Annotated in this window: 19 protein-coding genes and 4 pseudogenes; 15 read left to right on the top strand and 8 right to left on the bottom strand. The window is 62.3% G+C overall.

All coding sequences use genetic code 11. From position 1 onward, the window contains the following. Window positions 1–49 precede the first annotated feature (49 nt). Window positions 50–670, bottom strand: coding sequence for a TetR/AcrR family transcriptional regulator (locus DRB87_RS03695; protein ID WP_240756166.1), 621 nt, complete (start codon window positions 668–670; stop codon window positions 50–52). A gap of 408 nt (window positions 671–1,078) precedes the next feature. Between DRB87_RS03695 and DRB87_RS03690 the strand changes: the two genes are divergently transcribed. Continuing rightward, a complete protein-coding gene (locus DRB87_RS03690) occupies window positions 1,079–2,653 on the top strand; it encodes a SulP family inorganic anion transporter (RefSeq protein ID WP_240756165.1) in 1,575 nt (524 codons plus the stop codon). Between the two features lie 361 nt (window positions 2,654–3,014). On the opposite strand, the gene DRB87_RS03685 is transcribed toward DRB87_RS03690, so the two are convergent. Genes DRB87_RS03685 through DRB87_RS03675 form a run of 3 tightly spaced genes read right to left on the bottom strand, consistent with a single transcriptional unit; the run spans window position 3,015 to window position 5,807 of the window. Then, window positions 3,015–4,013, bottom strand: coding sequence for an NAD(P)H-quinone oxidoreductase (locus DRB87_RS03685; protein ID WP_130024913.1), 999 nt, complete (start codon window positions 4,011–4,013; stop codon window positions 3,015–3,017). After that, a complete protein-coding gene (locus DRB87_RS03680) occupies window positions 4,010–4,357 on the bottom strand; it encodes a carboxymuconolactone decarboxylase family protein (protein WP_130024912.1) in 348 nt (115 codons plus the stop codon). Before DRB87_RS03680 ends, DRB87_RS03685 begins: the two co-directional genes overlap by 4 nt. A 13-nt stretch (window positions 4,358–4,370) precedes the next feature. Next, window positions 4,371–5,807: an NAD-dependent succinate-semialdehyde dehydrogenase gene (locus tag DRB87_RS03675; RefSeq protein WP_130027705.1), complete on the bottom strand. Its 1,437-nt coding sequence runs from the start codon at window positions 5,805–5,807 to the stop codon at window positions 4,371–4,373. A 343-nt stretch (window positions 5,808–6,150) separates the two neighbouring features. Between DRB87_RS03675 and DRB87_RS03670 the strand changes: the two genes are divergently transcribed. Beyond that, on the top strand, window positions 6,151–7,116 hold the full coding sequence (locus tag DRB87_RS03670; RefSeq protein WP_130024911.1) for a LysR family transcriptional regulator: 966 nt from the start codon (window positions 6,151–6,153) through the stop codon (window positions 7,114–7,116). Between the two features lie 273 nt (window positions 7,117–7,389). Here DRB87_RS03670 and DRB87_RS03665 read toward each other — a convergent pair whose 3' ends face one another. After that, window positions 7,390–8,373 carry a LysR substrate-binding domain-containing protein gene (locus tag DRB87_RS03665; RefSeq protein ID WP_130024910.1) on the bottom strand — a complete coding sequence of 328 codons (984 nt, stop codon included), beginning with the start codon at window positions 8,371–8,373 and terminating at the stop codon, window positions 7,390–7,392. Window positions 8,374–8,562: 189 nt separating this feature from the next. On the opposite strand from DRB87_RS03665, the pseudogene DRB87_RS03660 reads away from it, so the two are divergent. Then, a pseudogene (locus tag DRB87_RS03660) lies at window positions 8,563–9,902 on the top strand (MFS transporter). Window positions 9,903–9,936: 34 nt separating this feature from the next. Then, on the top strand, window positions 9,937–11,502 hold the full coding sequence (locus DRB87_RS03655) for a sulfatase-like hydrolase/transferase (protein WP_130024909.1): 1,566 nt from the start codon (window positions 9,937–9,939) through the stop codon (window positions 11,500–11,502). 206 nt (window positions 11,503–11,708) lie between these two features. Here the strand turns inward: DRB87_RS03655 and DRB87_RS03650 are convergent. Continuing rightward, a pseudogene (locus tag DRB87_RS03650) lies at window positions 11,709–13,105 on the bottom strand (MFS transporter). Window positions 13,106–13,218: 113 nt separating this feature from the next. Here DRB87_RS03650 and DRB87_RS03645 point away from each other — a divergent pair. Continuing rightward, on the top strand, window positions 13,219–14,091 hold the full coding sequence (locus DRB87_RS03645; protein ID WP_130024908.1) for a LysR family transcriptional regulator: 873 nt from the start codon (window positions 13,219–13,221) through the stop codon (window positions 14,089–14,091). Between the two features lie 168 nt (window positions 14,092–14,259). On the opposite strand, the gene DRB87_RS03640 is transcribed toward DRB87_RS03645, so the two are convergent. Continuing rightward, a complete protein-coding gene (locus DRB87_RS03640) occupies window positions 14,260–15,045 on the bottom strand; it encodes an IclR family transcriptional regulator (RefSeq protein ID WP_130024907.1) in 786 nt (261 codons plus the stop codon). 288 nt (window positions 15,046–15,333) lie between these two features. Here DRB87_RS03640 and DRB87_RS23215 point away from each other — a divergent pair, with 288 nt between their 5' ends. From DRB87_RS23215 to DRB87_RS03620, 4 genes and pseudogenes are all read left to right on the top strand, one after another. Further along, window positions 15,334–15,519: a hypothetical protein gene (locus DRB87_RS23215; protein ID WP_206100066.1), complete on the top strand. Its 186-nt coding sequence runs from the start codon at window positions 15,334–15,336 to the stop codon at window positions 15,517–15,519. Beyond that, a complete protein-coding gene (locus tag DRB87_RS03635; RefSeq protein ID WP_206100065.1) occupies window positions 15,495–16,961 on the top strand; it encodes an AMP-binding protein in 1,467 nt (488 codons plus the stop codon). Before DRB87_RS23215 ends, DRB87_RS03635 begins: the two co-directional genes overlap by 25 nt. Then, window positions 16,954–17,732: pseudogene (locus DRB87_RS24110) on the top strand (enoyl-CoA hydratase/isomerase family protein). The gene DRB87_RS03635 and the pseudogene DRB87_RS24110 overlap by 8 nt, the downstream one beginning before the upstream one ends. A gap of 53 nt (window positions 17,733–17,785) precedes the next feature. After that, window positions 17,786–18,850: an ABC transporter substrate-binding protein gene (locus DRB87_RS03620; RefSeq protein ID WP_130024904.1), complete on the top strand. Its 1,065-nt coding sequence runs from the start codon at window positions 17,786–17,788 to the stop codon at window positions 18,848–18,850. Window positions 18,851–18,866: 16 nt separating this feature from the next. On the opposite strand, the gene DRB87_RS03615 is transcribed toward DRB87_RS03620, so the two are convergent. After that, entirely contained in the window at window positions 18,867–19,769 is a 903-nt protein-coding gene (locus tag DRB87_RS03615) for a LysR substrate-binding domain-containing protein (RefSeq protein ID WP_130024903.1), read from the bottom strand. Between the two features lie 150 nt (window positions 19,770–19,919). Between DRB87_RS03615 and mdcA the strand changes: the two are divergent. The 6 genes and pseudogenes from mdcA (at window position 19,920) to madL (ending at window position 25,065) form a co-directional block, all read left to right on the top strand. Beyond that, window positions 19,920–21,580, top strand: a pseudogene (mdcA, locus tag DRB87_RS03610) (malonate decarboxylase subunit alpha). After that, window positions 21,580–22,488 carry a triphosphoribosyl-dephospho-CoA synthase gene (locus DRB87_RS03605; RefSeq protein ID WP_130024902.1) on the top strand — a complete coding sequence of 303 codons (909 nt, stop codon included), beginning with the start codon at window positions 21,580–21,582 and terminating at the stop codon, window positions 22,486–22,488. Before mdcA ends, DRB87_RS03605 begins: the two are co-directional and overlap by 1 nt. A gap of 11 nt (window positions 22,489–22,499) precedes the next feature. Beyond that, window positions 22,500–22,802, top strand: a complete 303-nt coding sequence (locus DRB87_RS03600; RefSeq protein ID WP_130024901.1) for a malonate decarboxylase subunit delta — start codon at window positions 22,500–22,502, stop codon at window positions 22,800–22,802. A gap of 12 nt (window positions 22,803–22,814) precedes the next feature. Then, window positions 22,815–23,672 carry a biotin-independent malonate decarboxylase subunit beta gene (locus tag DRB87_RS03595; protein ID WP_130024900.1) on the top strand — a complete coding sequence of 286 codons (858 nt, stop codon included), beginning with the start codon at window positions 22,815–22,817 and terminating at the stop codon, window positions 23,670–23,672. After that, window positions 23,669–24,490, top strand: coding sequence for a biotin-independent malonate decarboxylase subunit gamma (gene mdcE, locus DRB87_RS03590; RefSeq protein WP_130024899.1), 822 nt, complete (start codon window positions 23,669–23,671; stop codon window positions 24,488–24,490). Before DRB87_RS03595 ends, mdcE begins: the two co-directional genes overlap by 4 nt. A 179-nt stretch (window positions 24,491–24,669) precedes the next feature. Beyond that, complete coding sequence (gene madL / locus DRB87_RS03585; RefSeq protein WP_017235504.1) at window positions 24,670–25,065, top strand: malonate transporter subunit MadL; 396 nt, start codon at window positions 24,670–24,672, stop codon at window positions 25,063–25,065. Window positions 25,066–25,073 lie beyond the last annotated feature (8 nt).

The following is a 25,073-nucleotide window of genomic DNA, read 5'->3' as shown; positions in this document are numbered from 1 at the left end:
TGGAGGTGAGTCCGACCGGCACGAGCGCAAAAAATCCAGCGGTCCATGGTCACTCCAGGACTTTGAGCGCAAGGGCAACAAATGCGTCCGCATCGTCGCTGAATGCACTAGCTTTTCCGAGCACGCGCATGCCCTGCAACAGCGCAAGCAACACATCTGCCACGGTCGCGGGATCGCTTGCGGTAGTGATCGAGCCGTCGTCCTGACCTTGGGCGACCAGTCTGGCCAATAGATCTCGACGCTGCGCAAGCTGGCCCCGCAACGCATCGCCGACCCGAGAGAATTGAGGCAGCTCGGCGATGCCCGCCACCAACAGGCAGCCGAGTTTGCCCTCCTTTCCTTGGCTCAGCCGGGCATATAGGCCTAGCAGTGCTGTGATGCTGGCGCGTGCGTTCTCCGCGCCTTTTATCATGACGCTGACCTCCGCCTCGCGCCGGGCGATATAACGCTCGAGCGCTTTGGCAAAGATCCCTTCCTTGTCCAGATACGCCTTGTAAAGGCTGCCGGCCGTCAGGCCGGTCGCCTGCTGGAGATCGCTAATTCCAGTGGCCGAATATCCTGAAGCACTGAATAGCGCGATGGCGCGACTAAGCACTCGCGCTTCGTCGAACTCTCTAGGCCGCCCCCGGGGCCGGCTTGCAACAGCCTGGATCATCTTCATCGCGCCCATTTAGGAAACGATCACATCCTAAATTCTCTTTTTCATGTTGTCAATCGACCGAGCGACAGGCTATCTCGAGGCCTGGCAGGATGGGCATGCGGGGCACCTATCGCGTCGAATTCGCTGGGACAACGGACGCATGCAGCCGGCAGAACTCAACTTGCGAGTTCAGTAACGAACTCGAGGAATCTCGCTCCGAACAAATCCGGCGATAATGGCTCGTCGGCGTGTGACGCCTTGACTGTTATCAACCGCCGTATATTCGATAACGCCCCTCGATATGACTATCGATACCGGCCATGCCGCCGCCGTACAGCTTCAGAAGCCATCCACCTATACGCGTTCGGTTGAGCCGCCTCCCCGCGACGGGTTCGTATTGGGCGTGACGTGCTGGCCGGCGTTTCGATAGCAGGCCTCTTGCTGCCCGAGGCCATTGCCTACGCGGGTATCGCTGGACTTCCACCGCAGGCGGGCCTGATTGCGCTGCTCACCGGGCTTGTCGTCTATGGGCTTACGGGCAGTAGCCGATTCGCGATCGTATCGGGAACATCCTCATCCGCAGCCGTGCTCGCCGCCACGGTGGGGGCAGGCGACGGGGGCATCGGTGCGCAGGTCGCCTACGCCGCCGCGCTCGTTGCGGCGACTGGCATTCTTTTTCTGCTGGCCGGCGCGTCGCGTTTGGGCGCCATGTCGGACTTTGTCTCGAAGCCGGTCTTGCGCGGTTTTGCGTTCGGCCTGGCGCTGACGATTGCCATCAAGCAACTGCCGGCCATACTCGGCGTGCGCTCGCATTACACCGATACGCTGCGAATCGCTTTCGATCTTGCGCATCAAGCGCCAAGTTGGAATTTCTATAGCGTGGCGCTGGGGGCGGCTGCGCTGGCCATCCTGTTCGGGCTGGGCCGAAGTGCCCGCATGCCGGCGACGCTGGCTGTGATTGTGCTCGGCATCGCGTTGGGGTACCGGATCGACTGGCATGGACATGGCATTGGCACCGTTGGCGTGATCGATTTTCACGACATGACGGTCGGCCTGCCACGGTTCGACCGCTCACAGTGGCTGCAAACCGCGGAACTCGCGTTTGCGCTGATGCTGATTCTGTATGCGGAATCGTACGGGTCGATCCGCAGCTTCGCGTTAAAGCATGGCGATGTCGTGTCGGCTAACCGCGACCTCATGGCACTCGGCTGCGCAAATCTCGTCTCCGGATTACTCCACGGGATGCCTGTGGGTGCAGGCTACTCGGCGACTTCCGCCAACGAAGCCGCCGGTGCGCAGACCCGCTTCGCGGGGTTATTTGCCGCAGCGGTCATTGCGCTAATCGTGCTGATGCTGTTACCGCAGTTGTCTCGCACGCCTGAACCGGTGCTTGCTGCGATCGTCATTTATGCCGTCAGTCACTCACTGCACCCGGACGTGTTCAAGCCGTACTGGACGTGGCAACGTGACCGACTGGTCGTGATCGCGGCGCTGCTGGCCGTGCTCGTGTTTGGCATACTTCACGGCTTGCTGGTCGCCATCGGGGTGAGCCTGCTCCTAACCTTGCGTAACTTGTCTGAGCCGGCGGTCTCGGTGCTCGGGCGCCTGAGAGATAGCCACGATTTCGTCGACATCTCCGCACACACGGACGCGACCCCCATTCCCGGCATCACGATCGTGCGGCCAGAGGTCCCTCTCTTCTTTGCCAATGCCGAACCTGTGCTCAGCAAGGTGCGCTTAATGCTGCGGGAGCAGTCGACGCCGGTGCACACGGTGATGCTGAGTCTTGAAGAAACGCCCGATGTCGATAGTTCAGTGATCGAAGCACTGCGCATCTTCGCTGCCGAACTGGCATCGCGTGGGCAGCGGCTGCTCCTGGTGCGGCTCAAGCCGCGCGCGCTGGCCGTGCTTGAGCGAGCCGAAGACGAGACGCTGCCGCGCAGCGCACTGTGGGAGTTGAGCGTCGATAAATGCGTGCAGTCGATTGCGGGTGAAACGGACCAGAAGGGCTGACGAAAACGCCAGAACCGCGGCTCGCAAACGGCATCCTTTTCTGCCGTAGCGTAAGGATTCGGCCCGTCCGCGAGGCGGCGTTTATGGAATGAGACTCGATCGGTTGGATCTGCATGTTGAACCGGTCGTTTCGCGTCTATCTGGCGAATGGTGATTGACGTTCAGCAACGCGGGATGTGCGTGAATGTCCACAGACTTGTCAAAAGCACGTCGAACGTGCGCCAGGTGTCACGGGTCCTGCAGGCTAGACTTTCTTGCACAACGCGCCCCCGAACCACGGGCGCCAATGCTGCGCAGCGCCCGAGAAAGGTGACAAAGCTACCGGCCTTCCGTGAAAGGACGGTGTCACGACTGCCGTACGTCAATTTGACGCTTGGCCCATCGTCAAGATGATCTTCCCAACGTTCGCCGACGATTCCATGCGTCGGTGAGCATCCGCCGCACGCTCAAGTTCAAACGTGCTGTCCACGACGGGCTCGAGGCACCGGCCGCCCGCAAAGCGGCCGAGCCAATGCTCACGGAAACGCCGCACCATGGCGTGCTTCTCCCGCTGATCCCGTGACTTCATGACCGTGCCGATAATCTGGATGTGGCGATAAAGAATCGTCTCCAGGTCGACACTCACCTGTCCGCCCCCACCCAGAATCCCGACCTGCACCAGGCGCCCACCATTCGCAAGCGATGCGATATTGCGCGCGAAATACGGCTCGCCCACAAAATCAATCACCACATCGACGCCGCGACCCTCGGTCTTCTGCGCTACGACAGCCGCAAAATCCTGAGTGCGGTAATCGATGACATGGTCGGCTCCCAGTTGCACAACGCGTTCCAGCTTGGTCGCCTCGGCGGTCGCAAACACGGTCGCTCCGGTCGCATATGCAATCTGGACCGCCGCAGAACCCACACCGCCAGCCGCCGCATGAATAAGCACTGAATCACCCTGCTTGAGGCGTCCGAGATGCATCATCGCCTCATGCGCCGTGACGAACACTTCGGGGATGGCTGCCGCATGCACGTAATCGAGCTGCTCCGGAATCGGCATTGCCATGCGCCAGTCGATGCGGGCCATTTCGGCGTACGCTCCGCCGCCGACCACGCCCATCACGCGGTCGCCGACCTGATAGCCTTCGACCGAGGCGCCGACTTCCAGCACCTCACCCGCGATTTCCAGCCCCATGAGGGTTGAGTCGCCGAAATTCGGCCGACCGTATCCGCCGCGTCGGTGTGTCAGGTCAGCGCGGTTCACGCCAGCCGCGTGTACACGGACCAGAAGATCGTCCGGTCGCAGTTCCGGGTCAGGGACGTCGGCGAGTTTGAGAACATCGGCATCGCCGAATTCGTTGAAGGTAATGGCTTTCATGATTGGGTGTCCAGGTGTGCCTTTACATCGCCGAGCATCGATTGCGCGACGGCGGAAGCCGAGATAGCGGCCGGAAATCCTGCATAGAACGCAAGGTGGGTAATGGTTGCCGCGAGTTCTTCCCGCGTGAGGCCATTGCTTACAGCACGGCGCAGATGCGCCGGAAGCTCGTCGTGGTGGCCGCCAACAATCAGGGCGGCGACGGTGACAAGGCTGCGGTCGCGCGACGAAAGCGCCGGATCTGCCCAGACCTGCGGAAACAGCACGTCGTCGACGAGTTCAGCGAGCTTCGGCGTGAACGCGCGCGCGGCTTCACGGGGGCTGTCGAAATTGGCTTTTGACATGGTTGAGTCCTCCTCAGACCTGGCTGATGAATTTGTTGGTGAGATAGAACTCGATGCCTTCTGCGCCACCTTCTGAGCCGATTCCGCTTTCCTTAAGCCCGCCGAAAGGAAGCTCGGTGGACACGATGCGGTACTGGTTAATGCCAATCATCCCGGCTTCCAACCCGTCACCAACGTCGATGGCAGTGCGGGCGTTGTTCGTGAACGCATAGGCGGAGAGCCCATACGGCAGGCGGTTCGCTTCGGCGAGACCGTCTTCCAGTTGATCGAAACGCATGAGCACCGCAATGGGACCGAAAGGCTCCTCGTGCATGACGCGGGCGTCCACCGGTACGTCGGCGAGCACGGTCGGTTCGAAGAAGTAGCCGTCGCCCGCGATGCGCTTTCCTCCGGTCAGCACCTTTGCGCCGCGCGCCACCGCGTCGGCGACGAGTTCTTCCATCTTTGCAAGCTGCCGCGGATTCGCGAGCGGGCCAACTTGCGTGCCGGGCTGCATGCCGTCGCCCACCTTAAGCGTCTGGGTCGCGGGTACGAAGTGACCAACGAACTCATCGTAGACCTCGCGCTGAATCAGGAAGCGCGTTGAAGAGATGCAGACCTGGCCTGTGCCTCGGAAGCGGTTAGCAGCGCCTTCGACAGCCGCACGTTCGACGTCGGCGTCCTTAAACACGAGCACGGGGCCGTGGCCGCCAAGTTCAAGCGTAATAGGCTTAACGCCTTCGGCGGCCCGCGCGGCGAGCAGTCGGCCGATGGGAAGGGAGCCCGTGAACGTCACCTTGCGGATAATCGGCGACGCAATCAACGTCTTCGACACTTCATCGGGCACGCCAAAGACCACTTGCAGTACGCCCTTTGGCAGACCTGCATCGTCGAGCGCACGCGCGAGCGCGAGTGCCGTCGCCGGGCTTTCTTCACCCGGCTTGATGATGACGCTGCAGCCTGCGGCCAGCGCCGCCGAGAGCTTGCGAGCCGGCGTGATGGCTGGGAAGTTCCAAGGCGTGAAGGCGGCGACCGGTCCGATGGGCTGCTTTTTCACCAGTTGCTGCACACCCGGTCGATTGGATGGCACCACGCGACCATCGATGCGGCGCGCCTCTTCAGCGAACCATTCGAAGTACTCGGCAGCGCGCAGCACTTCATCGCGGCTCTCGGCAAGGGGCTTTCCTTCTTCCAGCGTCAGCAGTTGGGCGATGTGCGCCGCGCGTTCGCGAATCAGGTTCGCACCGTCTTTCAGAATACGGCTGCGCTCCGCCGGCACCGTATTGCGCCACACGTCGAATGCACGCTTTGCCGTCTGCAATGCCAGGTCGAGGTCGGCTGCCGTCGCGAGCGGAACGCACGCCAGTTCCTGCAACGTGGCGGGATTGACGACCGGGGCAGTATCGCGTTGGCCGGCTGCAATCCATTCGCCGTTAATGAAGAGATAGAGTGAGTCGTAGTGAGCGTTCATTGTTTTCATACTCAAGTAAGTAGCAATTCGAATCGATGTGCACGCATGCCTCGCCAAACGGATGAGCATCATCCAGCGTTGTCAGGTCCAACGATGCCGATGGAGGCTATCGCGGCTTACGGGTGTCAGTGAGTGCCTGTCTGCGGAACCCAGTCTAGGCAGGAAGCCCGGCCGGTTATAGCCTGGGCAGAGAGAATGATTCTTTCCGTGAGAGAGAAAATCGGTGCGCTTCGCTCGGTTACGCTTGCCAACACGCAAGGCGGCGATCGCCTATGATGACCGGACGCCCGTGCGCCATGGCATGGGGTCGATACGATGAAATCAGACGAATGGGACAGGTGGGATGGACAAGTTATATAACATGTCGGTTTTTACAAAAGTCGTCGAGATGGGCAGTTTCACTGCCGTCGCGAACCATCTGGACACGACCGTGGGTAACATCTCACGCGCGGTTTCGGTGCTCGAGGAATCGCTCGACACAAGGCTCATCCAGCGCTCGACGCGCCGCCTTGTCATCACCGATGCTGGACGGCGGTTCTACGACCGGTGCGTGGCCATTCTGACCGATGTGAAGCATGCAGAGGCCGAGGCACGTGACGCCCTGCTCGAGCCACGCGGCACGTTGCGCGTTCACTCGGTTCCTGGGCTAGGGCGCAATCTGGTGACACGCGCCGTCATGGCCTACCGCAAGTCATATCCGGAGGTGTCAGTCGAGCTCATGCTGTCGCAACGCATGCCGAATCTGCTCGAAGAGCAACTCGACGTCGGTATCGTGATTACGCGAACGTTGCCCGACTCCGCATACGTGAGCCAGAACATCGGCACCAGTCATTGCATCCTCGCGGCGTCACCCGCTTATCTGGCAGCCCATCGCGCGCCGGAGGGCCCGGAAGATCTTATCGACCACCAATGCGTGCTGCTCGGGACTGTCGACTACGCGCCAGACGAATGGCGTCTTGAGAGCCCTGCCGGCGATGTGACCTTCCGCCCCACCGGCCCTCACTTCAGCGTCAACGATATGGACTCGATGTCACAAGCGCTTCGGGACGGAGCAGGTATTGGCCTGCTGGCGGCATTCTCCGCGATGGATGACCTGCGCAGCGGCGCGCTCGTTCGCGTACTGCCGCGGTACCACACGCATGTCCGCAACGTTTACGCTGTCTACCCGTCTCGCCAGTTCGTCGATGCAAAAATCAAACGGTTCGTCGAGTCTTTGAAGACGCACGTCGCCGAGCATCTTGAGGCCTACGCCAAGGAACTTGAAATTGCGCAAGTGTTGCCCGCCAAGCCCAAGGTAGTCCGCGAATAACCTTGGGGGACGGTTCTGGAGGCAGGTATTCGCGAGAATGCGCCAAGCAACCTCTGCTCGCGTGGGCGCGCACCTCGCCAACCGCCCAAACTCCCAGCGCTTTTGGAAAACGGCAACAGGAAGCGTGATATGGCTTAAAGACACAAAAAGTTTGGGCGTCCCGCCCCCAAACGATGGTGACGATGATCTTTTCGTTCGCTTCTCCAGTCATGTCAATTTATCAGCAGACCGGCACCCAACGGCAACTCGCGAGCGCCCTAACGCACGCCAACCTCAAATCCGCGCCACCTTCGCCGCCTCACTAAGGCAGGCACGAAACAGCGCGGTGGCTGGCGTGTCGTCGGCATCGGCGCGCCATGTGGTGCTGACCGGGCCGAGCGCGGCACCAAGGCTCAATGGCAGAATCTTCAGCGCGCCGCCCTCCTCGTGATGCCGCGCCAGCGAGCGCGGCAGCAGGCCCAGCACCGGATACGACTGCAACATGCCCACGTTCGCGTCGATCACCACCGACTCGATGGTGTTGATCGGGGTGCCAACGCCATGCGCCTCCAGTACCGACAGCAGATGCCGGTGCATGGGCGCGCCGGCACTTGGCACGATCCACGCCAACCCGGCCAGATCGGCCCACTTGATGCGCTTGCGCGATGCCAACGGGTGCGTGCGCGCCACCACGATGACCGTCGGGTCGTCGAACAGCGGCTCGCTGGTGAATTCCGGCGCGGACAGTCCCCGCGCGAGGCGCCCAACGATCATATCGAGCTGACCCACGCGCAGCGCAGGCAAGAGTTGATCCAGCGTGCCTTCGTGCAGGCACACCGTAGCCGTCGGCGAACGCTGCTTGAATAGCGCCACGGCCGCCGGTATCAGAATCGGCGCGGCCACCGACAGCACGCCCACCTCGACGCGGCCGCCAACGCCGCTGGTCATCGCGTGCAGCTCCTCACTGGCACGCTGGGCGTGCAGCAATAATTCGCGCGCATGGCGGATCAAGCACTCCCCGTAGGTCGTGGGCCGGATACGGCGGCCATCACGCTCGAACAGCGGCACACCGATCCCTTTCTCCATCTCGTTGAGCATCTTAGAGACGGCCGGTTGCGTCACGTGCAGTGCCTCGGCGACCTTGCCGACCGTCTGGCGATCGGCAAGCGCCACGAGCAACTGAAGATGCCGCAGCTTCAACTGGCGCGAAAAATACCCTTCAATCGCACTGCGTTCGAGCGACGCACCAGGCGATGCGCGGGAGGTTGCGGAAGCCATCGATTCATAACCTTAATTTTATGATTTGGAGGCAATATCTCATTGGACGGTAACGAAGTAAATCCACACAATCGTGATGGCCTGCCCCACGGACAGCCTTGAGCGCTCCGGTGGCGGCCATAACAACACAAGCACGAGACATGGCAGCCGCCCGCCCCGGAGCCCGGCCGCCGCCAGGAGGATTTCGCCATGCCAACCACGCCCGCCCTGCCCCGCGCCAACCGCCGGGCGATCGTCGCCGCCACCATCGGTAACGCATTCGAGTGGTACGACTTCATCGTTTTCGGCTTCCTGTCGGTGATCATCGCGCGGCAGTTCTTTCCGTCATCGAACCCGACGGTATCGATGCTGCTGACCACCGCGACCTTCGGCAGTGCGTTCCTGATGCGGCCGATCGGCGGCATCCTGCTCGGCATCTACGCCGACCGCGCCGGGCGCAAGGCCGCGCTCTCGCTGGTCATCCTGCTGATGACGGTGTCCTCGGCCATGATGGCGCTCACCCCCGGTTACGCGACGATCGGCATCGCCGCGCCGATCATCGTAGTGCTGGCGCGACTGCTGCAAGGCCTGTCGGCCGGGGCGAGTTCGGCAGTGCCACGGCGATGCTGATCGAATACGCGCCGCCTCACCGACGCGGCTTCTACGGAAGCTGGCAAAATTTCGGTCAGTTCGTCGCTGCGGTGACGGCCGCGCTGATGGGCGCCTTGGTCACACGCGGGCTGAGTCCAAGCACGCTCGATGCATGGGGTTGGCGTGTGCCGTTTCTGTTCGGCATGCTGATCGGCCCTGTCGGGTTCTATATCCGGACGCGGCTTCACGAAGTGGTGCCGGCGTATGAAGATGCCGGCGAAGGCGCACGCGCCGCCACGGCCGGCAAGGCCGCCTCGACACTCACGACGGTCTGGCGCGAGCACCAGGCGGCACTGTGGATCGCATTCGGGCTGGTCGTCGCAAGTTCCGTCGCTCAATACGTGCTGAATGTGTACTTGCCAGTCTACGCGGTGACCCAACTGAAGCTGCCGGTGTCCGCACCGTTCATCGTGCTGATGGTCACCGGCACGCTGCGCATGATCCTGATTCCGCTGTTTGGGTTGCTGTCCGATGCCATCGGGCGAAAGCCGGTGATGGGCGCCTCGATGACGCTGTACGTGCTGACCATCTATCCCCTGTTCCTTTGGCTCGTCGCCGCGCCGAGCCTGCCGAGACTGCTCGGGGTGGAGGTCGTGTTCGCGGTGCTGATGGCAGCCGCACTGGGCCCCGCGTCAACCGCGCTGGCTGAATTGTTCCCCGCACAGGTGCGAGCGACGGGACTTTCGATTTCCTACAATTTGGCCACCACGCTGTTCGGCGGCTTCTCGCCGTTTCTCGTCACCTGGCTCATCAGCGCAACCGGCGACAAGATGATGCCGGCCTACTTCGTGACGACGGCCATGCTTGTCGGTCTTGTCGCGTTGTGGCCGATGCCCGACCTGGCACGCCGCACGACCAGCGTGCGATTCGGCACCAGCAACAGCACGACTTCGCGCTGAACGTCATCTCTTAAATTCAATTCGGATACCTACGATGTCGTCGATCCGCAACGTGCTTTTCGTGATGTGTGACCAGCTACGGGCGGATCACCTGTCGTGCTACGGGCATCCCTATCTCGCCACGCCCAACATCGACGGTCTCGCCAGACGTGGCGTGAAGTTCGAGCGCGCGTTCGTACAGTCAGGGGTGTGTGGTCCATCACGAATGTCGTTCTACACAGGACGCTACGTCGCCAGCCATGGCGCGACGTGGAACCGCGTGCCATTGTCGATCGACGAAATCACGCTAGGGGAATATCTTTCCGCACGCGATATGAAGCTGGCGCTGGTCGGCAAGACGCACATGATGCCGGACAACCACGGTCTGAAGCGCCTGCATCTGGATGGCGGCAATGCGCTCGGCGCGCTGCTGCGCGAGGGGCATTTCACGCTGGTCGACCGCTACGACGGGCACCACGCAGAACCCGCCGGCGGCTACGCCGAATACCTTCGCCAACAAGGCTACGCAAGCGACGATCCGTGGTCGGACTTTGTGATCTCGGCCGAAGATGCGCAGGGCCGCATCGTCAGCGGCTGGCACATGCGCCATGCGCACCTGCCCGCGCGTGTGCGCGAACGCGACTCCGAAACGGCATACACCACTGACCAGGCGATCCGCTTCATCGAGCGCCAGGGCGATGCCCCGTGGGCGATGCATCTGTCATACGTAAAGCCGCACTGGCCGTATATGGCCCCAGCGCCTTACCACAACAAATACACCCTCGACCAATGCCTGCCCGTGCGACGCGCCGAGCGTGAGCGCGAGGCGCCACATCCGGTAACGGGTGCGTACTTCCAGCAGGAGGAATGCGCCAATTTCATGCGCGACGAGGTCATCGCCAAGGTGCGGCCCGCATATCAGGGTCTGATAAGCCAGCTCGACGATCATCTCGGACGACTGTGGGAAACCCTCGACAGGCTTGGGCGGTGGAAGGACACACTCATCGTCTTTACCGCCGACCACGGCGACTTCCTCGGCGATCATTGGCTAGGCGAGAAGGAATTGTTCTACGACACCGTGCAGCGCGTGCCGTATATCGTCTACGATCCGTCCCCCGAGGCCGACGCCACGCGCGGCCACAGCGACGCACGCTTCGTCGAGGCCATCGACACCGTGCCGACAGTACTGGACGCACTTGGCATGCCGATTCCCGATCACCGCGTTGAAGGTCGTTCGCTGCTTGCCCTTACGCGCAATGCCGGAACGCAACCGCCCTGGCGAGATGCCGTGTACTCCGAGCTCGACTACGCCTATCGTCAGGCACGCCAGATCCTCGGCCGCCGCCCCGACGCTTGCCGCGGCTGGATGGTGCGCACCGACGCGTGGAAATACATTCACTGGGACGGCTTCGCGCCGCAGCTTTTTGATCTGCGCAACGATCCTGACGAATTCGTCGACCTCGGCACCGACCCGGTGTTTGACAACGTGCGACAAGCCATGCGCGAGCGCCTGCTGGCCTGGTCTCTCGGCCTGCGCAATCGCACCACCGTGACGCATGACGACGTCGAACGCGGCACGCATCAGTACAAAAAGGCCGGGGTGTTCTACGGGGTGTGGTGAAAGGCGAAAGCGATGACCGACTCGCGCTGCGAAGGCAACGATGCAGTGGGGATAGGCGAGCGGCGACGGTGGGTCGGCTAGTGCCATCGGCATCGGGCAGATACCGGCCATCTACGGCCATCCGGTCGAAATTCGCGAGCGTCCGCTCGTGCGCAGCAACGAGTCATCATCAGCGTCGCGAAATCCCAGATCTAAAGTCCTAGGACCTATCTTTCCGATGCCAGTTTTTCGGAGGTGATCTCGGCATGAGTAACGTGCGGTACTCGAATTCCGTACACGCACATCACACTCCCAAGCAGCAGTAGTGCCGTCGCGCATGCAATGGAGAGATGCATACCCTGCATAAACGCGTCGGGGCTGGTATCCCGTACGAAGAACCCAAACACCGCCACCCCGAGCATTCCGCCGACCTGCCTTGCGGAGTTCAGCACGCCCGATGCGATACCGGACCGGGACGCGTCGACGGAAGACAGTGCGATGTTTGTCATGGTGGGAACCATCAACGCAATGCCGCTTGCGGCAATGAGCATCGGCACGACCAGTAACCAGTACGAGCCAGCGATACGGACTGGAAACAGGAGCAGATAACCCGACGCGGCAATCACCATTCCACCGGTCATCAGTTTTCTTGCGCCGACCCGATTGAGCAGGCGGCCCGCTAGGATGTTCACCGCCATCAGCACGACGGTCATGGGCAGGAATGCAAGACCCGTTTGCTGGGCAGAAAATTTTTGTTCTATCTGGAAAAACAGGCTGAAAACAAAGATCAAACCATAGTAGGCAAAGTTCACGATGACACCGGCCGTTGCTGCGGTGGAAAACGCGGCGGTCTGAAACAACGCCAGTGGAAGCATGGGTTCCGCGCTGCGTGACTCCAGTATGACAAATATCAAGGTGGCAACCACGGACAGCAGCAGCGCGCCATAGACTACCGGGTGCTGCCAACCGAGTCGGGCCGCGTCAGTGAGGCATATGGTCAAACCGATGAGCCCCACGATTGCCACCACCTGGCCGGGGAGATCGATGTTTCGACTACGCGCTGACGCGGCAGAAGCAGCATGACGCAGAGCCAGTGCCACACCCACGATGCCGACAGGCAGATTGATGAGAAAGATGCTGCGCCAACCCACATGAGTCACCAGCAGTCCCCCAGCACGGGGCCTGCGGCAAGCGCAATTCCCCCGGCAGCACCCCACCAGCCCACCGCACGGCTTCTCTGCTCGGTGTCCGGGAACGCCTGGCGCAGCATTGCGAGCGAGTTCGGCACGAGCAGCGCGGCGCCCACGCCCTGCACGACGCGCGCAGTCACCAGAAGCGGCAGTGAATTGGCCATCCCGCACATGATCGAGGCGACCGTAAAGACCGTAAGTCCCACGGTGAATATCCGCCTTGCGCCGAAACGGTCGCCCATCACTCCGGTCGTCAGAAGGAGAGAAGCGAACGCCAGCGTGTACGCGTTGACGACCCATTGCAGGCCGGTCACATCCGTTGCAAAGCGACCCCGCAGGGCGTCGAGCGCGACGTTGACCACACTGACATCCAGCAGAACGACGACGAAGCCCAGTCCTGCTGCAGCGAGAGTGCCGCGTTGATTGCGGCTCATGGCGATGCTCATCTGAAATAGCCCTTATCTACCTAACGAGTTTCGATGTTAGGTCGTTCGGCTTTGTGCGAATATTCCATGTAACCGCACACTCTCCTTGAGAAAATGCACAGATGTTCGATTGGGAAAATATCCGCCATTTCCTCGCCGTGGCTCGCATTGGCACGTTGTCGGGAGCCGCACGCAAACTGAAGGTCGACCACGCGACCGTAAGCCGTCGCTTGAGCGCGCTTGAGGACGAAGTCAAGACCCGGCTGGTCGAACGGCTTCCCAGGGCCTGCAAACTTACGTCGGCTGGGCAGCGTGTTTTCGAACTGGCACAGGGCATGGAAGAGAATGCTTACGCGATCCAGAGATTCCTGGACGCCAGCCTTTCCCCGCTGAGCGGCAAAGTTACGCTGAGCGCGCCGCCAGTGCTCGTGGCAAGTTTTCTGGTGAAGCACCTGAGAGACTTCCGGCTTGCGCATCCAGGTGTGCAATTGTCCGTTTCTGGCGAGGCGCGACAGGTTTCGCTCAGTCGGCGCGAAGCGGATATTGCCCTGCGACTGGTTCGGCCTGAGGAAGCGACCAGTGTGGTGCGCAAGCTGGGGCGTATGTCGTTCGATCTGTACGCGAGCAAGGACTACCCGCACCTGCATGATCCTTCCGCCTGGGAGTTCATCGTCTACGACGCTGGATTCGCTGACATGCCCCAACAAAAGTGGCTAATGAGCGTCGCAGATGGGAGACCCGTAGCCTGCGAAATCAGCGATATCACTGGTCACGTCGCTGCGGCGCGAGCGGGTGCTGGCGTGGCTGGTCTACCGTGTTTCCTAGCGGACCTCGATCCGAACCTGCAACGCGTCCCATACGACGGTCAACGGTTCGCGCGTGATATCTGGATGGCGGTGCATCGGGATCTGCGGCGGTCACCACAAGTGCGGGCAGTCATGGATTTTCTGCTGAAGATCGTTACGGAAAATGCTGCTTTTACGGCAAGCAGTTAGAAAGTGGATGTTCGGGCTACGCTTATGCTGAACGAGGCGCCCCAGCGGCGATAGCACATACCGGTGTGCGGCGACCGCTTTGGGCCATACACCGGACATCGCGCCGTCACCGGCGAAGGGCAGTTCAGGGTCGCAAGCAGACAACAGCGTCCGCTCGAAGTCAGCCGGTCACCCCGCCGAGGCCCCCTTCGCTGCTGCAACAACAAGCGGCACAAGTTCCGCAAGCGCCGCCTTCTCCGAATAACGCGATGCCAGCGTCGAGAGATTGATCGCGGCGATGGCGCGACCCGAAAAATCGAAAACAGGTGCAGAGATCGACAGGCTGTCTTCATCGAAGCTCTTCGCCGTCAATGAATATCCCGCGCTGGCTACCTTCGCCAGCATCGCAACGATATCGTCGTCACGCTTACCCGCGAATCGCTCACGCGCGGCGTCGGGCATGTGCGCGATGAGGGACCGCACCTCCGCTTCGCTGCGTTGGCACAGCAACACCTGACCGGATGACGACGAGAGCGCCGCAAAGCGGCTGCCCACCGACAACGTGATCGACGCCAGATGCACGCTCGGCACATTGCCGATCACCACGATCTCGTCGCCGTCCAGTTCCACCCACGAAACCGTCTCGCGTGTGTCTTTCGCCAATTGCGACAGCAATGGATAGCTACGCTCAAGCGCGGCGTTCGCGCCGATCATGCTGTGCACGAACCGGAACACCTTGGCGGAAACGGAATAGAGCTTCGACGCGGGATCGCGTCGCAAATAGCCGAGGCGGTGCAACGTGTAGACGAAGCGTTGCGTTGCGCTTCGCCCAAGACCGCTCATCTCGGTGATATCGGCAATCGACAGTTGCTGGCTCGACTGATCGAACGTCTCCATCACACGCATCGCCTTGGCGACCGAGGCAACGTAAAGACGCTCGTCCAGCTCGGCTTCTTCAGACAGGGGCAAGGTCAAGATCGCGCCTCCTCGACACGAACGAGAGAACTTTCATCGGGCGGCACGGCCGTCTCCCCCACTGGCGAGACGCGTCGCGCTCATACGCACTCACACACGCTTACACGCGCCCAAGTGCAGCCACGGGTAAACCACACCTTTGCGATGAATATTCTCGCGACTAGGATTTAGTGAAATTGGGATGCAATTTTAGTAATTACATCCCAATTATACGAATTCCGACGTCAAACACAAGCGATGTCGACATTCACGTTCATTCACTCGCGACATCGTTCCTATCACCGCCCCATGAGCCAGCCCACACCCGTCTTGCACACGCACGTCGACATCGCTTCGGTGCCGGATGAAACCATCGCGGCCACCCTCGCCCGCCGTGCCGAGACAACACCCGACGCGGTGTATTGCCGATTCAACGACGATGTCATGACGCTGGGGAGTTGGCGCGACGCGTGGATCGCCTGGCCGATATCCTGAGCGCGCAAGGGCTGCGTCATGGCGACCGGGTCGCGCTCATGCTGCCGAGCCACCCCGATCATCTCGTGGCGATCTTCGCGCTGACCAAGCTGGGGCTGGTACGTGTGCCCGTCAATGTCCACCTCGTCGGTGCGTCCCTCTCTCATCTGTTCGACCATCTGGCGCCCAAGGCCTTGTTGGCTGACCGCCAATATGCCGAAGCTCTCGGGCACGACATCGACAAGGTCGAACAGATGCTCTGGCGCGATGAGGTATTCGCGAACCGCACGAATACGGATACCGATGCGGACACGGACAAGCGCAGCGACCCCAAGCATTCCGTCGTGGTCGCCGACGACATCCTTGCCCTCACGCCAAGCTCCGGCACCACGGGCGCCCCCAAGGGTGTTCTCAAATCGGATCGCACACTTCGCGCCGGCGCGATGGCTATCCTGCGACTGACGGGCGCGCAACCGGGCGACACGTTCCTGCTCTGGGAGGCGTTGCACCATGGCGCCGGGGTTGCGGTTGCGATTTCCGCGCTGCTCGGCGGCACGCAACTCGCGATGGTGGAGCGCTTCAGCGCGTCGCGTTTCTGGGACGACACGCGGCGTTACGGCGTCACGCACATCCACTATCTGGGCAGCGTCCTGCCAATGTTGCTCAACCAGCCACCGCGAAGCGATGACCGGCAGCACGGCGTGCGTGTCGCCTGGGGCGGCGGTTGCCCCGCGGAACTCTGGACGTCGTTTGCGCAACGCTTCGGTGTCGAGATGCGAGAGGGTTACGGCCTGTCGGAACTGACCACCTTCGTTACGGTGAATCCCGATGGACCCGCGGGTTCGATCGGCAAGCCCCTCACCTATTTCGACGTCGCGCTCACCGACGAGAGCGGGCACCCGGTGGCGCCGGGCGAGATCGGCGAGATCACCGTGCGGGGACGCGTCCCCGGACTGGGCTTTCTCGGCTACTTCCGCAATGTCGACGCAGAATCGTCGGCTCGACGTGGCGAGTGGTTTCTGACCGGTGATCTCGCGCGCCAGGATGCACACGGCTACCTGTACTTCGCGGGTCGGCGCAAGGATATGGTCCGTCGTCGCGGCATCAACATCGCTGCGTGGGAGGTCGAGCGTGTTTTCGCAGAACATCCCGCCATCGAAGAAACCGCACTCGTCGGCGTGCCATCCGCCTTGGGTGAGGACGAGCTGAAGTTGTTCGTGCGACTCCGGGCAGGGCACGCCGTGGCCCCGCTCGACTTGATCCAATGGTGCGAATCACGAATGCCATATTTCCAGATTCCGCGCTACGTCAGTTTTATCGACGAATTCCCCAAGACCCCGACGCAACGCATCCGCAAGAACGATCTCGCGCGCTCGGTCGACGGGGTATGGGATCTTGAATTGTCCGGCTACACGCTGGCAAAAACGCGCACCAGTGCTCGCGACAGAGGCCGCCATGCCTGAGCTGATCGTCGAAGCGATCTGCCCCGGTGTCACCACCGTGCGCATCAATCGCCCTGAAAAACGCAACGCCTGCAATCGCGCGGTGTGGCAAGGCATTGCCGATGTCCTCAATGAACTCGCGCAACGCGACGAAACGCGAGCCGCGATCCTGACCGGCACGGGAGAACACTTCTGCGCCGGCGACGACATCGTTGCCTACAACGCCTCGAAATCCTCCCCGAGCGACGCGCAGCAGCACCGCAATGCCATCGAGGCAGCCTATACCGCGCTGCTCGATGTCCCCTTCCCGGTGCTCGCAGCGATACGGGGGCCTGCGTCGGCGGCGCGGTCAGTCTTGCGATGTGCTGCGATTTCCGAATCGCCCATACGTCGGCGCGCGTATCGATTCCTGCGGCCAAGCTGAGTCTTGTATATCCCACGGCGCATGTTCAGCGTCTCGTGCACCTTGTTGGCCTGTCGGCCGCACGGCGCTGGTTGTACACAGCCGAATTCGTCCATGCCCAGCGGGCGACGCATGCCGGCTTCTTCGATCTCATGACCGACGGGGACGTCGTCGAGGCAGCACTCGTGTTTGCAGGCCCCATGCTCGACAAGGCCCCGCTGTCGTTGCGCGGAAGCAAGAGGCAACTCAACGCCATCAGCACGGATACGCTCGGCGACGTACGCGCCGCCGTGGACGCGCAGATCGCCACAATTGAAAACTCCGAGGACTATCGCGAAGCCGTGCGATCGTTCCGCGACAAATCCACGCCTCGATTCACGGGACGCTGACCCAACGGTGCCCCTTTGTCCCTATCCACCGCCTCACGCCTGGGAGAGTCAACATGAGCAGCATCCACAGTGTTAAGCGCCGCGCCATTATCAAGTCGATCGGCGGACTTGTCGCGACCGGCGCGCTCTCGCCAATGGCGCGGGCGCAAAGTGACAAACGCATCGTCGTCAGCGACCCCGGGGGGCCATATGCCCTCGCCTATCGCAAGGCTTTCTACGATCCCTTCGAGAAAGCCACCGGCATTCAAGTCATCAACATTGCACGAGACTCGCAACCGCTGGCGCAGTTCTCCGCGATGGTCAAGACAAAGAACTTCATGTGGGACGTCACGACACTCACACTGTCGGTCGATGTGCTGCCCCTCGAAGAACAAGGCTTTCTCGAACCGATTGGACTGGACAGCAAGCAATTTCCCGGCTTGCTGCCCGACGCGGTGCGCCCCGATTGGCTCGGCGTCAACGTGTATGGCACCGTTCTCGCATATCGCAAGGACAAGTACGGCGCCAAGGGTCCGGCAAGTCTTCGCGATATGTGGGACGTGGCCCGTTTCCCCGGCCGGCGATCCCTGCGCAGAAGCCCGGTCGACTCGCTCGAACAGGCCTTGATGGCCGACGGCGTACCGCGCGACAAGCTCTACCCGCTCGACGTCGACCGCGCCTTTCGCAGCCTCGACAAGATCAAGCCCCATGTCGCGGTCTGGTGGAGCACCGGCGCACAGGCCTCTCAACTCCTGCAAAACGGCGACGTGGACCAGATCATCACCTGGACGTCACGCGCACAGGCGTCCATCGACAGTGGCGCTCCGGTCGCCATCGTCTGGAACGATGCCACTTACGCGATCGAAGGTTGGGGGATTCCGAAAGGCTCGCCGCGCGCCGAATTGGCAAAGGCCTTTGTCAGGTTCTGTGCCGACCCGGTTCGCCAATCTGTCATGCCCCAATACGTGGCCACCGGCCCGACGAACCGCGATGCCTTCAAGTTCATCGACCCGGCACGTGCGGCCCTGCTGCCGACCGCGCCTGACAACGTCAAACTCGCGGTCAATCAAAACGCGGCGTGGTGGGACAAGAACCGCAGGGCCGTCACCGAGCGCTTCAACAACTGGTTGATTGCCTGATCACACGATGCAACGCCTACGCCCTGAGCATGCGGCACTCCGCGCTCAGGGCGAGCAGATTCGGATCGCGCTCGCGGTTTTTCGGAAGCACCAACACAATATTTTGGCTGCGCGCATAGCGTTCCGCGAGCGGAATCAACTGCACCTTCGGACTGAAATCCGCAACGCGTCGCGGCAGCAGCGCGTACCCGATGCCGCCGCTCACGAGATTGATCAGCGAAAAGATATCGCCCACCTGCATCGCAATGTTCGGCGCGAATCCCGCGAGATCGAAGGCCGATTTGAAATCGTGATACGTCGCGAATTCGTCGCCGAGCGACACGAACTTCTCATGACGCACGGCCCTGAGGTCGATGGCCGTCTCTTTCGCATACGGCGAGCCCTGCGGCGCCGCGAAGAGAATGTCGTCCTCGAACATGGGGACGACCAATAGGTCCGGACTCTTCGGCGGTGCGCCGAGGGCAATGACGATCGCGTCCAACAGACCGTCGTCCAGCTTGGACATCAGATCGCGATTGGACCCCAGCGTAAGATCGATATCCAAAGCAGGCCGGCGCATTTTCAACCCGACCAGCAATCGCGGAATCGTCCCGACCGTCATCGAATACAGCCCGCCGATCTTGAGTCGCGTCGACGTGAATCCGGCCGCCTCGCGCGTGCGCTGCACACCGGTCTCGCACTCGCTCAACATGCGTGCCGCATGCTCGGAGAACACGTACGCCGTCGCCAACGGAATCAGCTTTCGACCGTCCTTCTTGAAGAGCGGACACCGGAGCCCGGCCTCCAGCGAGTGGAGCGCACGGTGCACGCTCACCGTGCTCTGCCCTAGCACTTCCGATACCCGGGCCATATTCCCCAGCGCCATGAACGCCTGAAACACTTCCAGCTTCTTCAGGGTGATGCCGTCGTCAATTGCCATGCTCGCGCCTCACTTCGTTTCGCTACGTTTGCTTCGAACCGCCCAATTATTACCCTAAAGCTAATGAACCGACACCTAAGTTGATTGAAACGACGGGTTTTGACGCATAGGTTAGAGGCTACTGACGACTCAATGGCTGGAGCCTCCGACATGCAAGAGATGCCCACAATCCCGGCGAAATGGCGCCGCCGGCGCGACGAAAAGGCGCGCCGCCTCGCGGCCGCCCACAGGATCGCCCACGGCAAGGTGATCGAGACCGGCGACATCGTGGCGGCCCTGCAAGCGCTGATCGCACCGGGCGACCGCGTGGTGCTCGAAGGCAACAATCAGAAGCAGGCAGACTTCCTTTCGCGCTCGCTGGTGAAAGTTGATCCGGACATCGTGCATGACCTGCACATGATCATGCCCAGCGTTGGTCGCGCCGAACACCTTGACCTCTTTGAAGTGGGCATCGCCAGAAAGCTCGACTTTTCTTTCGCCGGACCGCAGAGCCTGCGCATCAGTCAGTTGCTTGCCGACGGGCAGCTGGAGGTCGGTGCGATCCATACCTACATCGAGCTTTATGCACGGCTCGTGGTAGACCTGATTCCGAACGTTGCGCTGGTCGCCGGCTTCAAGGCCGACCGCGCCGGCAACATCTACACCGGCCCCAGCACCGAAGACACACCGGCGCTCGTGGAACCCACGGCGTTCTCCGACGGCATCGTGATCGTTCAGGTCAACGAGCTCGTCGACGACGTGACCGACCTGCCCCGCGTCGACATTCCGGCGTCGTGGGTCGATTTCGTCGTCGTGGCCGACAAGCCGTTCTTCATCGAGCCGCTGTTCACGCGCGATCCCCGACTGGTCAAACCCGTGCACGTTCTGATGGCGATGATGGCCATTCGCGGCATCTACGAGCGTCACAACGTTCAGTCGCTCAACCACGGCATCGGCTTCAACACCGCAGCCATCGAACTCATTCTGCCGACCTACGGCGAGCGCCTCGGACTGAAAGGCAAGATCTGCCGGAACTGGACGCTCAATCCCCACCCGACCCTGATCCCCGCCATCGAATCGGGATGGGTCGAAAGCGTGCATTGCTTCGGCACCGAACTCGGCATGGAGCGCTATGTGGCTGCGCGTCCCGACGTTTTCTTCACCGGTCGCGACGGGTCGCTTCGCTCCAATCGGATGCTCTGCCAACTGGCCGGTCAGTACGCGGTCGATCTGTTTATCGGTGCCACGCTGCAAGTCGACGGCGACGGACACTCGTCCACGGTGACACGTGGTCGGTTGGCCGGCTTCGGTGGCGCACCGAACATGGGGCACGATCCGCGCGGGCGCCGTCACGCCACGCCGGCCTGGCTCGACATGACGCAGCCCGACACGCTGCTGGAGCGCGGCAAGAAGCTGGTCGTTCAGATGGTGGAGACGTTCCAGGAAGGCGGCAAGCCCACGTTCGTCGAAACGCTGGACGCCGTTGCTGTCGCCAAACAATGCGGCATGCCGCTCGCCCCGGTGATGATCTACGGCGACGACGTGACCCACCTGCTCACTGAAGATGGCATTGCCTACCTCTACAAGGCACGCTCGCTGGAAGAGCGGCGCGCCATGATCTCGGCAGTGGCCGGCGTCACCGCGATCGGACTGAAGCACGACCCGGCCAATACGGCCAAGATGCGCAGCGACGGCCTCATCGCCTTGCCGGAGGATCTTGGCATTCGTCGCACGGACGCGAGCCGCGAGTTGCTCGCCGCCAAGAGCATCGGCGAGCTGGTGGAATGGTCGGGGGACTCTACGACCCGCCCGCGCGCTTTCGGAGCTGGTAATGGACAAGACCCTCATTCGACGGATCGAGTCGCCGGCCCAGCCGATCGCGATCGCAACGAAACTCGCCACGCTCGTCGAGTCCGCGCTGATCGACGAAGTGACGCTCTCGCCCAAGCCCGGCCTCGTCGACGTTCGAGGATGCGGCGCGCATCACGACCTCACGTGGAGCTTGATGGTGCAGTCCGCCAATGTGTTGCGGCCGACGTTCGAGGCCATGGCCAAAGCGGGTGTACTGATCGAAAACCCAATGCGCCTGCGCGAACAGATCGGCCGTCTCGGACGCTTGGGGGAAGCCGCAATGCTGGCGGCGACCGCAGGCGTGAACACTCACCGCGGCGCCATCTGGGCGCTGGGCCTCCTGATCACGGCCGCGGCGCAAGCGCCCAACGCACTGAGCGCCAATGCCGTTGCGCGTCGCGCCGCAACGCTCGCGCGCCTGCCCGACCGCTTCGCGCCGTGCGCCACCGGACACAAGGGGGAACGCGCCTGCCTCGACTATGGCGTGGGCGGTGCGCGAGGTCAGGCATGGGCGGGCTTTCCTCACGTGACGAAAGTCGCGCTGCCCGCACTCAGGCGAGCCCGCGCGGCAGGCATGCGCGAGGACCATGCCCGCATCGATGCCCTGCTCGCCGTGATGGCCACGCTCGACGACACCTGCGTGCTCGCGCGCGGCGGGCCCGACGCCCTGCACGCGATGCAGACCGGAGCGAGCGCTGTTCGCGCGGCGAGCGGCCTGTCGACACCGGACGGCCGACGCAAATTTCGAAAACTCGAGTCCGACATGCTGGCCCGACACATCTCGCCGGGCGGAGCCGCCGACATGCTGGCCGCCGCCCTGTTCCTCGACCGGCTATGCGCAGAGGGGTCGTCTTCGCGGCTTAACAAATCATCGTTTCTGAGTCTATAGGAAGTCCGTCCATGGAAACGCTTCAATTTCATTTCTCCGGCGGCGCACCCAGTGCGGGCCGAGCCTGCGTCGGTGTCGTCGGGTCGGGCGACCTGGAAGTCCTGCTGTCTCCGGGCGAGACGGGGCAGATCCACGTCGAACTCACGACCTCCGTCAATGGCCTGTCCGCGATCTGGCAAGCGCAGCTCGAGCGCATCTTCGCATCGCACGCCTGGCCCGCGCTGAACGTGGAAATCAACGATTTCGGCGCTACCCCGGCTGTCGTTCGCCTTCGCCTCGAGCAAGCGCGCGAAGCCCTCGAATCTCCCCAGTAAGGGCACATCGAGATGACCAATATTCCGATACAACGAGACAGCTTCATCGAACGCGACGCGCGCCGTCGCGCCCTCGCCCTGCTCGACCCCGGCACGTTCCGCGAGCTTCTGGATCCGTTCGAACGATTGTCCTCGCCCTGGCTGCCCCGGCAAGGCATCGTTGCGCAAGCGGACGACGGTGTGGTCGTCGCCCGTGGCACGCTCGATTCGCAACCGGCAGTCGTCCTCGCCATCGAGGGCGCCTTCCAGGGCGGAAGCATGGGAGAAGTCTCCGGCGCGAAAATCGCCGGGGCCCTTGAGCTTGCCGTCGAAGACAACCGGCAAGGCATACCGACACGCGCGGTCATCGTCTTCGAGACGGGCGGCGTGCGTCTGCAGGAAGCCAATCTCGGCCTCGCCGCCATCGCGGAAATCCACGCGGCCATCCATGAACTCAGAACGTTCGGGCCCGTCATCGGTATCTCCGCCGGGGTGGTCGGCTGCTTTGGCGGCATGAGCATCGCCGCCGGCCTGTGCAGCTATCTGCTGGTCACGCGGGAAGCAAGGCTTGGACTGAATGGACCGTCCGTCATCGAGCAAGAGGCCGGTGTCGAGGAATACGACTCGCGCGATCGGCCGTTCATCTGGGGACTGACGGGCGGGGAACAACGCAAGGCGACGGGCCTTGTCGACGCCTGCCTCGACGACGACACCGCGGCGATTCGCGCGCAGGTGCTCGCGTGGCTGCGCGCCCATGCGCCCACGCCGCAGCGCAGCGAACAAATCGAGTACTACCTTGAGCGGTTGATGCACGTCGATGTGACGAATCAGCCTTCGCCCGAAGACGTGCGCGCGCTTTACGCCGCCGCCCGCACAGGAGACCCCTCATGAGCCTTTCCGAACGTTCCTCACGAGGTGCCGTATGGATGCACGCTTTGACGTGCGACGCTGCGCACCGCACCGTCACCCATGACTACGGCGACACGTTGCAGGTTGTGGATGCGTCGCTCGCGGAATCCCCCGCTCGCTACATCGCCGTGGTTCCGGACGAGAACAATCGCTTTCCCCGCGCACGACACGGCGAAGTCGGATTGATCGAAGGATGGCAACTGGCGCGCGCCGTGCGAGACGTGATCGCACGCGACCGGGACCGCGGGAGCAAAGCCGCCATCGTCGCCATCGTCGACGTGGCGAGCCAGGCTTACGGACGCCGCGAAGAAGCCTATGGCATTCATCTCGCGCTTGCGGCGGCGGCCGATGCCTATGCCGCGGCGCGTGTGGCCGGACACCCGGTGATCGGGCTCATCGTCGGGCGAGCGATGTCCGGCGCGTTTCTCGCGCATGGTTATCAGGCGAATCGTCTGGTCGCGCTCGACGACGCGGGCGTGATGGTTCACGCCATGGGGAAAGAGGCCGCTGCGCGCATTACGCAGCGTTCGGTCGACGAACTCGAAGCGCTGGCCGAAACCATTCCCCCGATGGCGTACGACATCGCCAACTTTGCGTCGCTTGGGCTGCTGTGGCGCCTGCTGAAGGTCGGTTCCGCCCAACAGCCCGAGCCGGAAGACGTCGGTGAAGCGCGGCGCGTGCTGGCGCAAGCGCTCGCGGACATCCAGAGAGATCCGTCGCGCGGTCTTTCCAGCCGACTCGGCGCGCCTTCCCGACAGGCCTCATCGACGGTACGCGAACGACTCAAGGCACTTTGGTAGTTCGCTCCCGACCGCCCGGCGAGAGCGCCGAGCCATCCGCGAGACTCACCGCCGCGCGCCTGGAGAGCGATTGCCGGCCCGAATATCCGATTCCCGTTCCACCCTTAAATCCGACGACTCGACGCTTGCCATAACACCAGAAAAGACAGTTCGTCATTGCTTCAACCAGGAGACAGCAAGTGATTATTTACGGTACGACCCTTCTCGCGATCTGCCATCTCGCCGGCATCTTCCTAGGCGACTTGCTCGGCCAGGCCATTGGCGTGAAAGCCAATGTCGGCGGCGTCGGTATTGCCATGCTGCTATTGATCTTCGCTCGGCTCTATCTGCATCGGCGCGGCCTCATGCCCGCTGCGACCGAAGCCGGTGTTTCTTTCTGGGGCGCGATGTATATCCCTGTCGTGGTCGCCATGGCCGCTCAGCAAGACGTTGTCACCGCCTTGCGAGGCGGCCCCGTCGCACTGCTCGCCGCCGTGGGTGCCGTGCTGGTCTGCGGCGTCGCCATCGCGCTGATCAACCGAACGGGCAACGCGCAGCCGCTACCGCCGTTGTCCGAGACGGCACAGAACGCTTGAGAGAGGAT

The organism is Pandoraea sp. XY-2, from assembly GCF_004193915.1.
In the GTDB taxonomy this organism is placed as follows: domain Bacteria; phylum Pseudomonadota; class Gammaproteobacteria; order Burkholderiales; family Burkholderiaceae; genus Pandoraea; species Pandoraea cepalis.
This window is presented reverse-complemented; position numbering and strand designations above follow the sequence as displayed.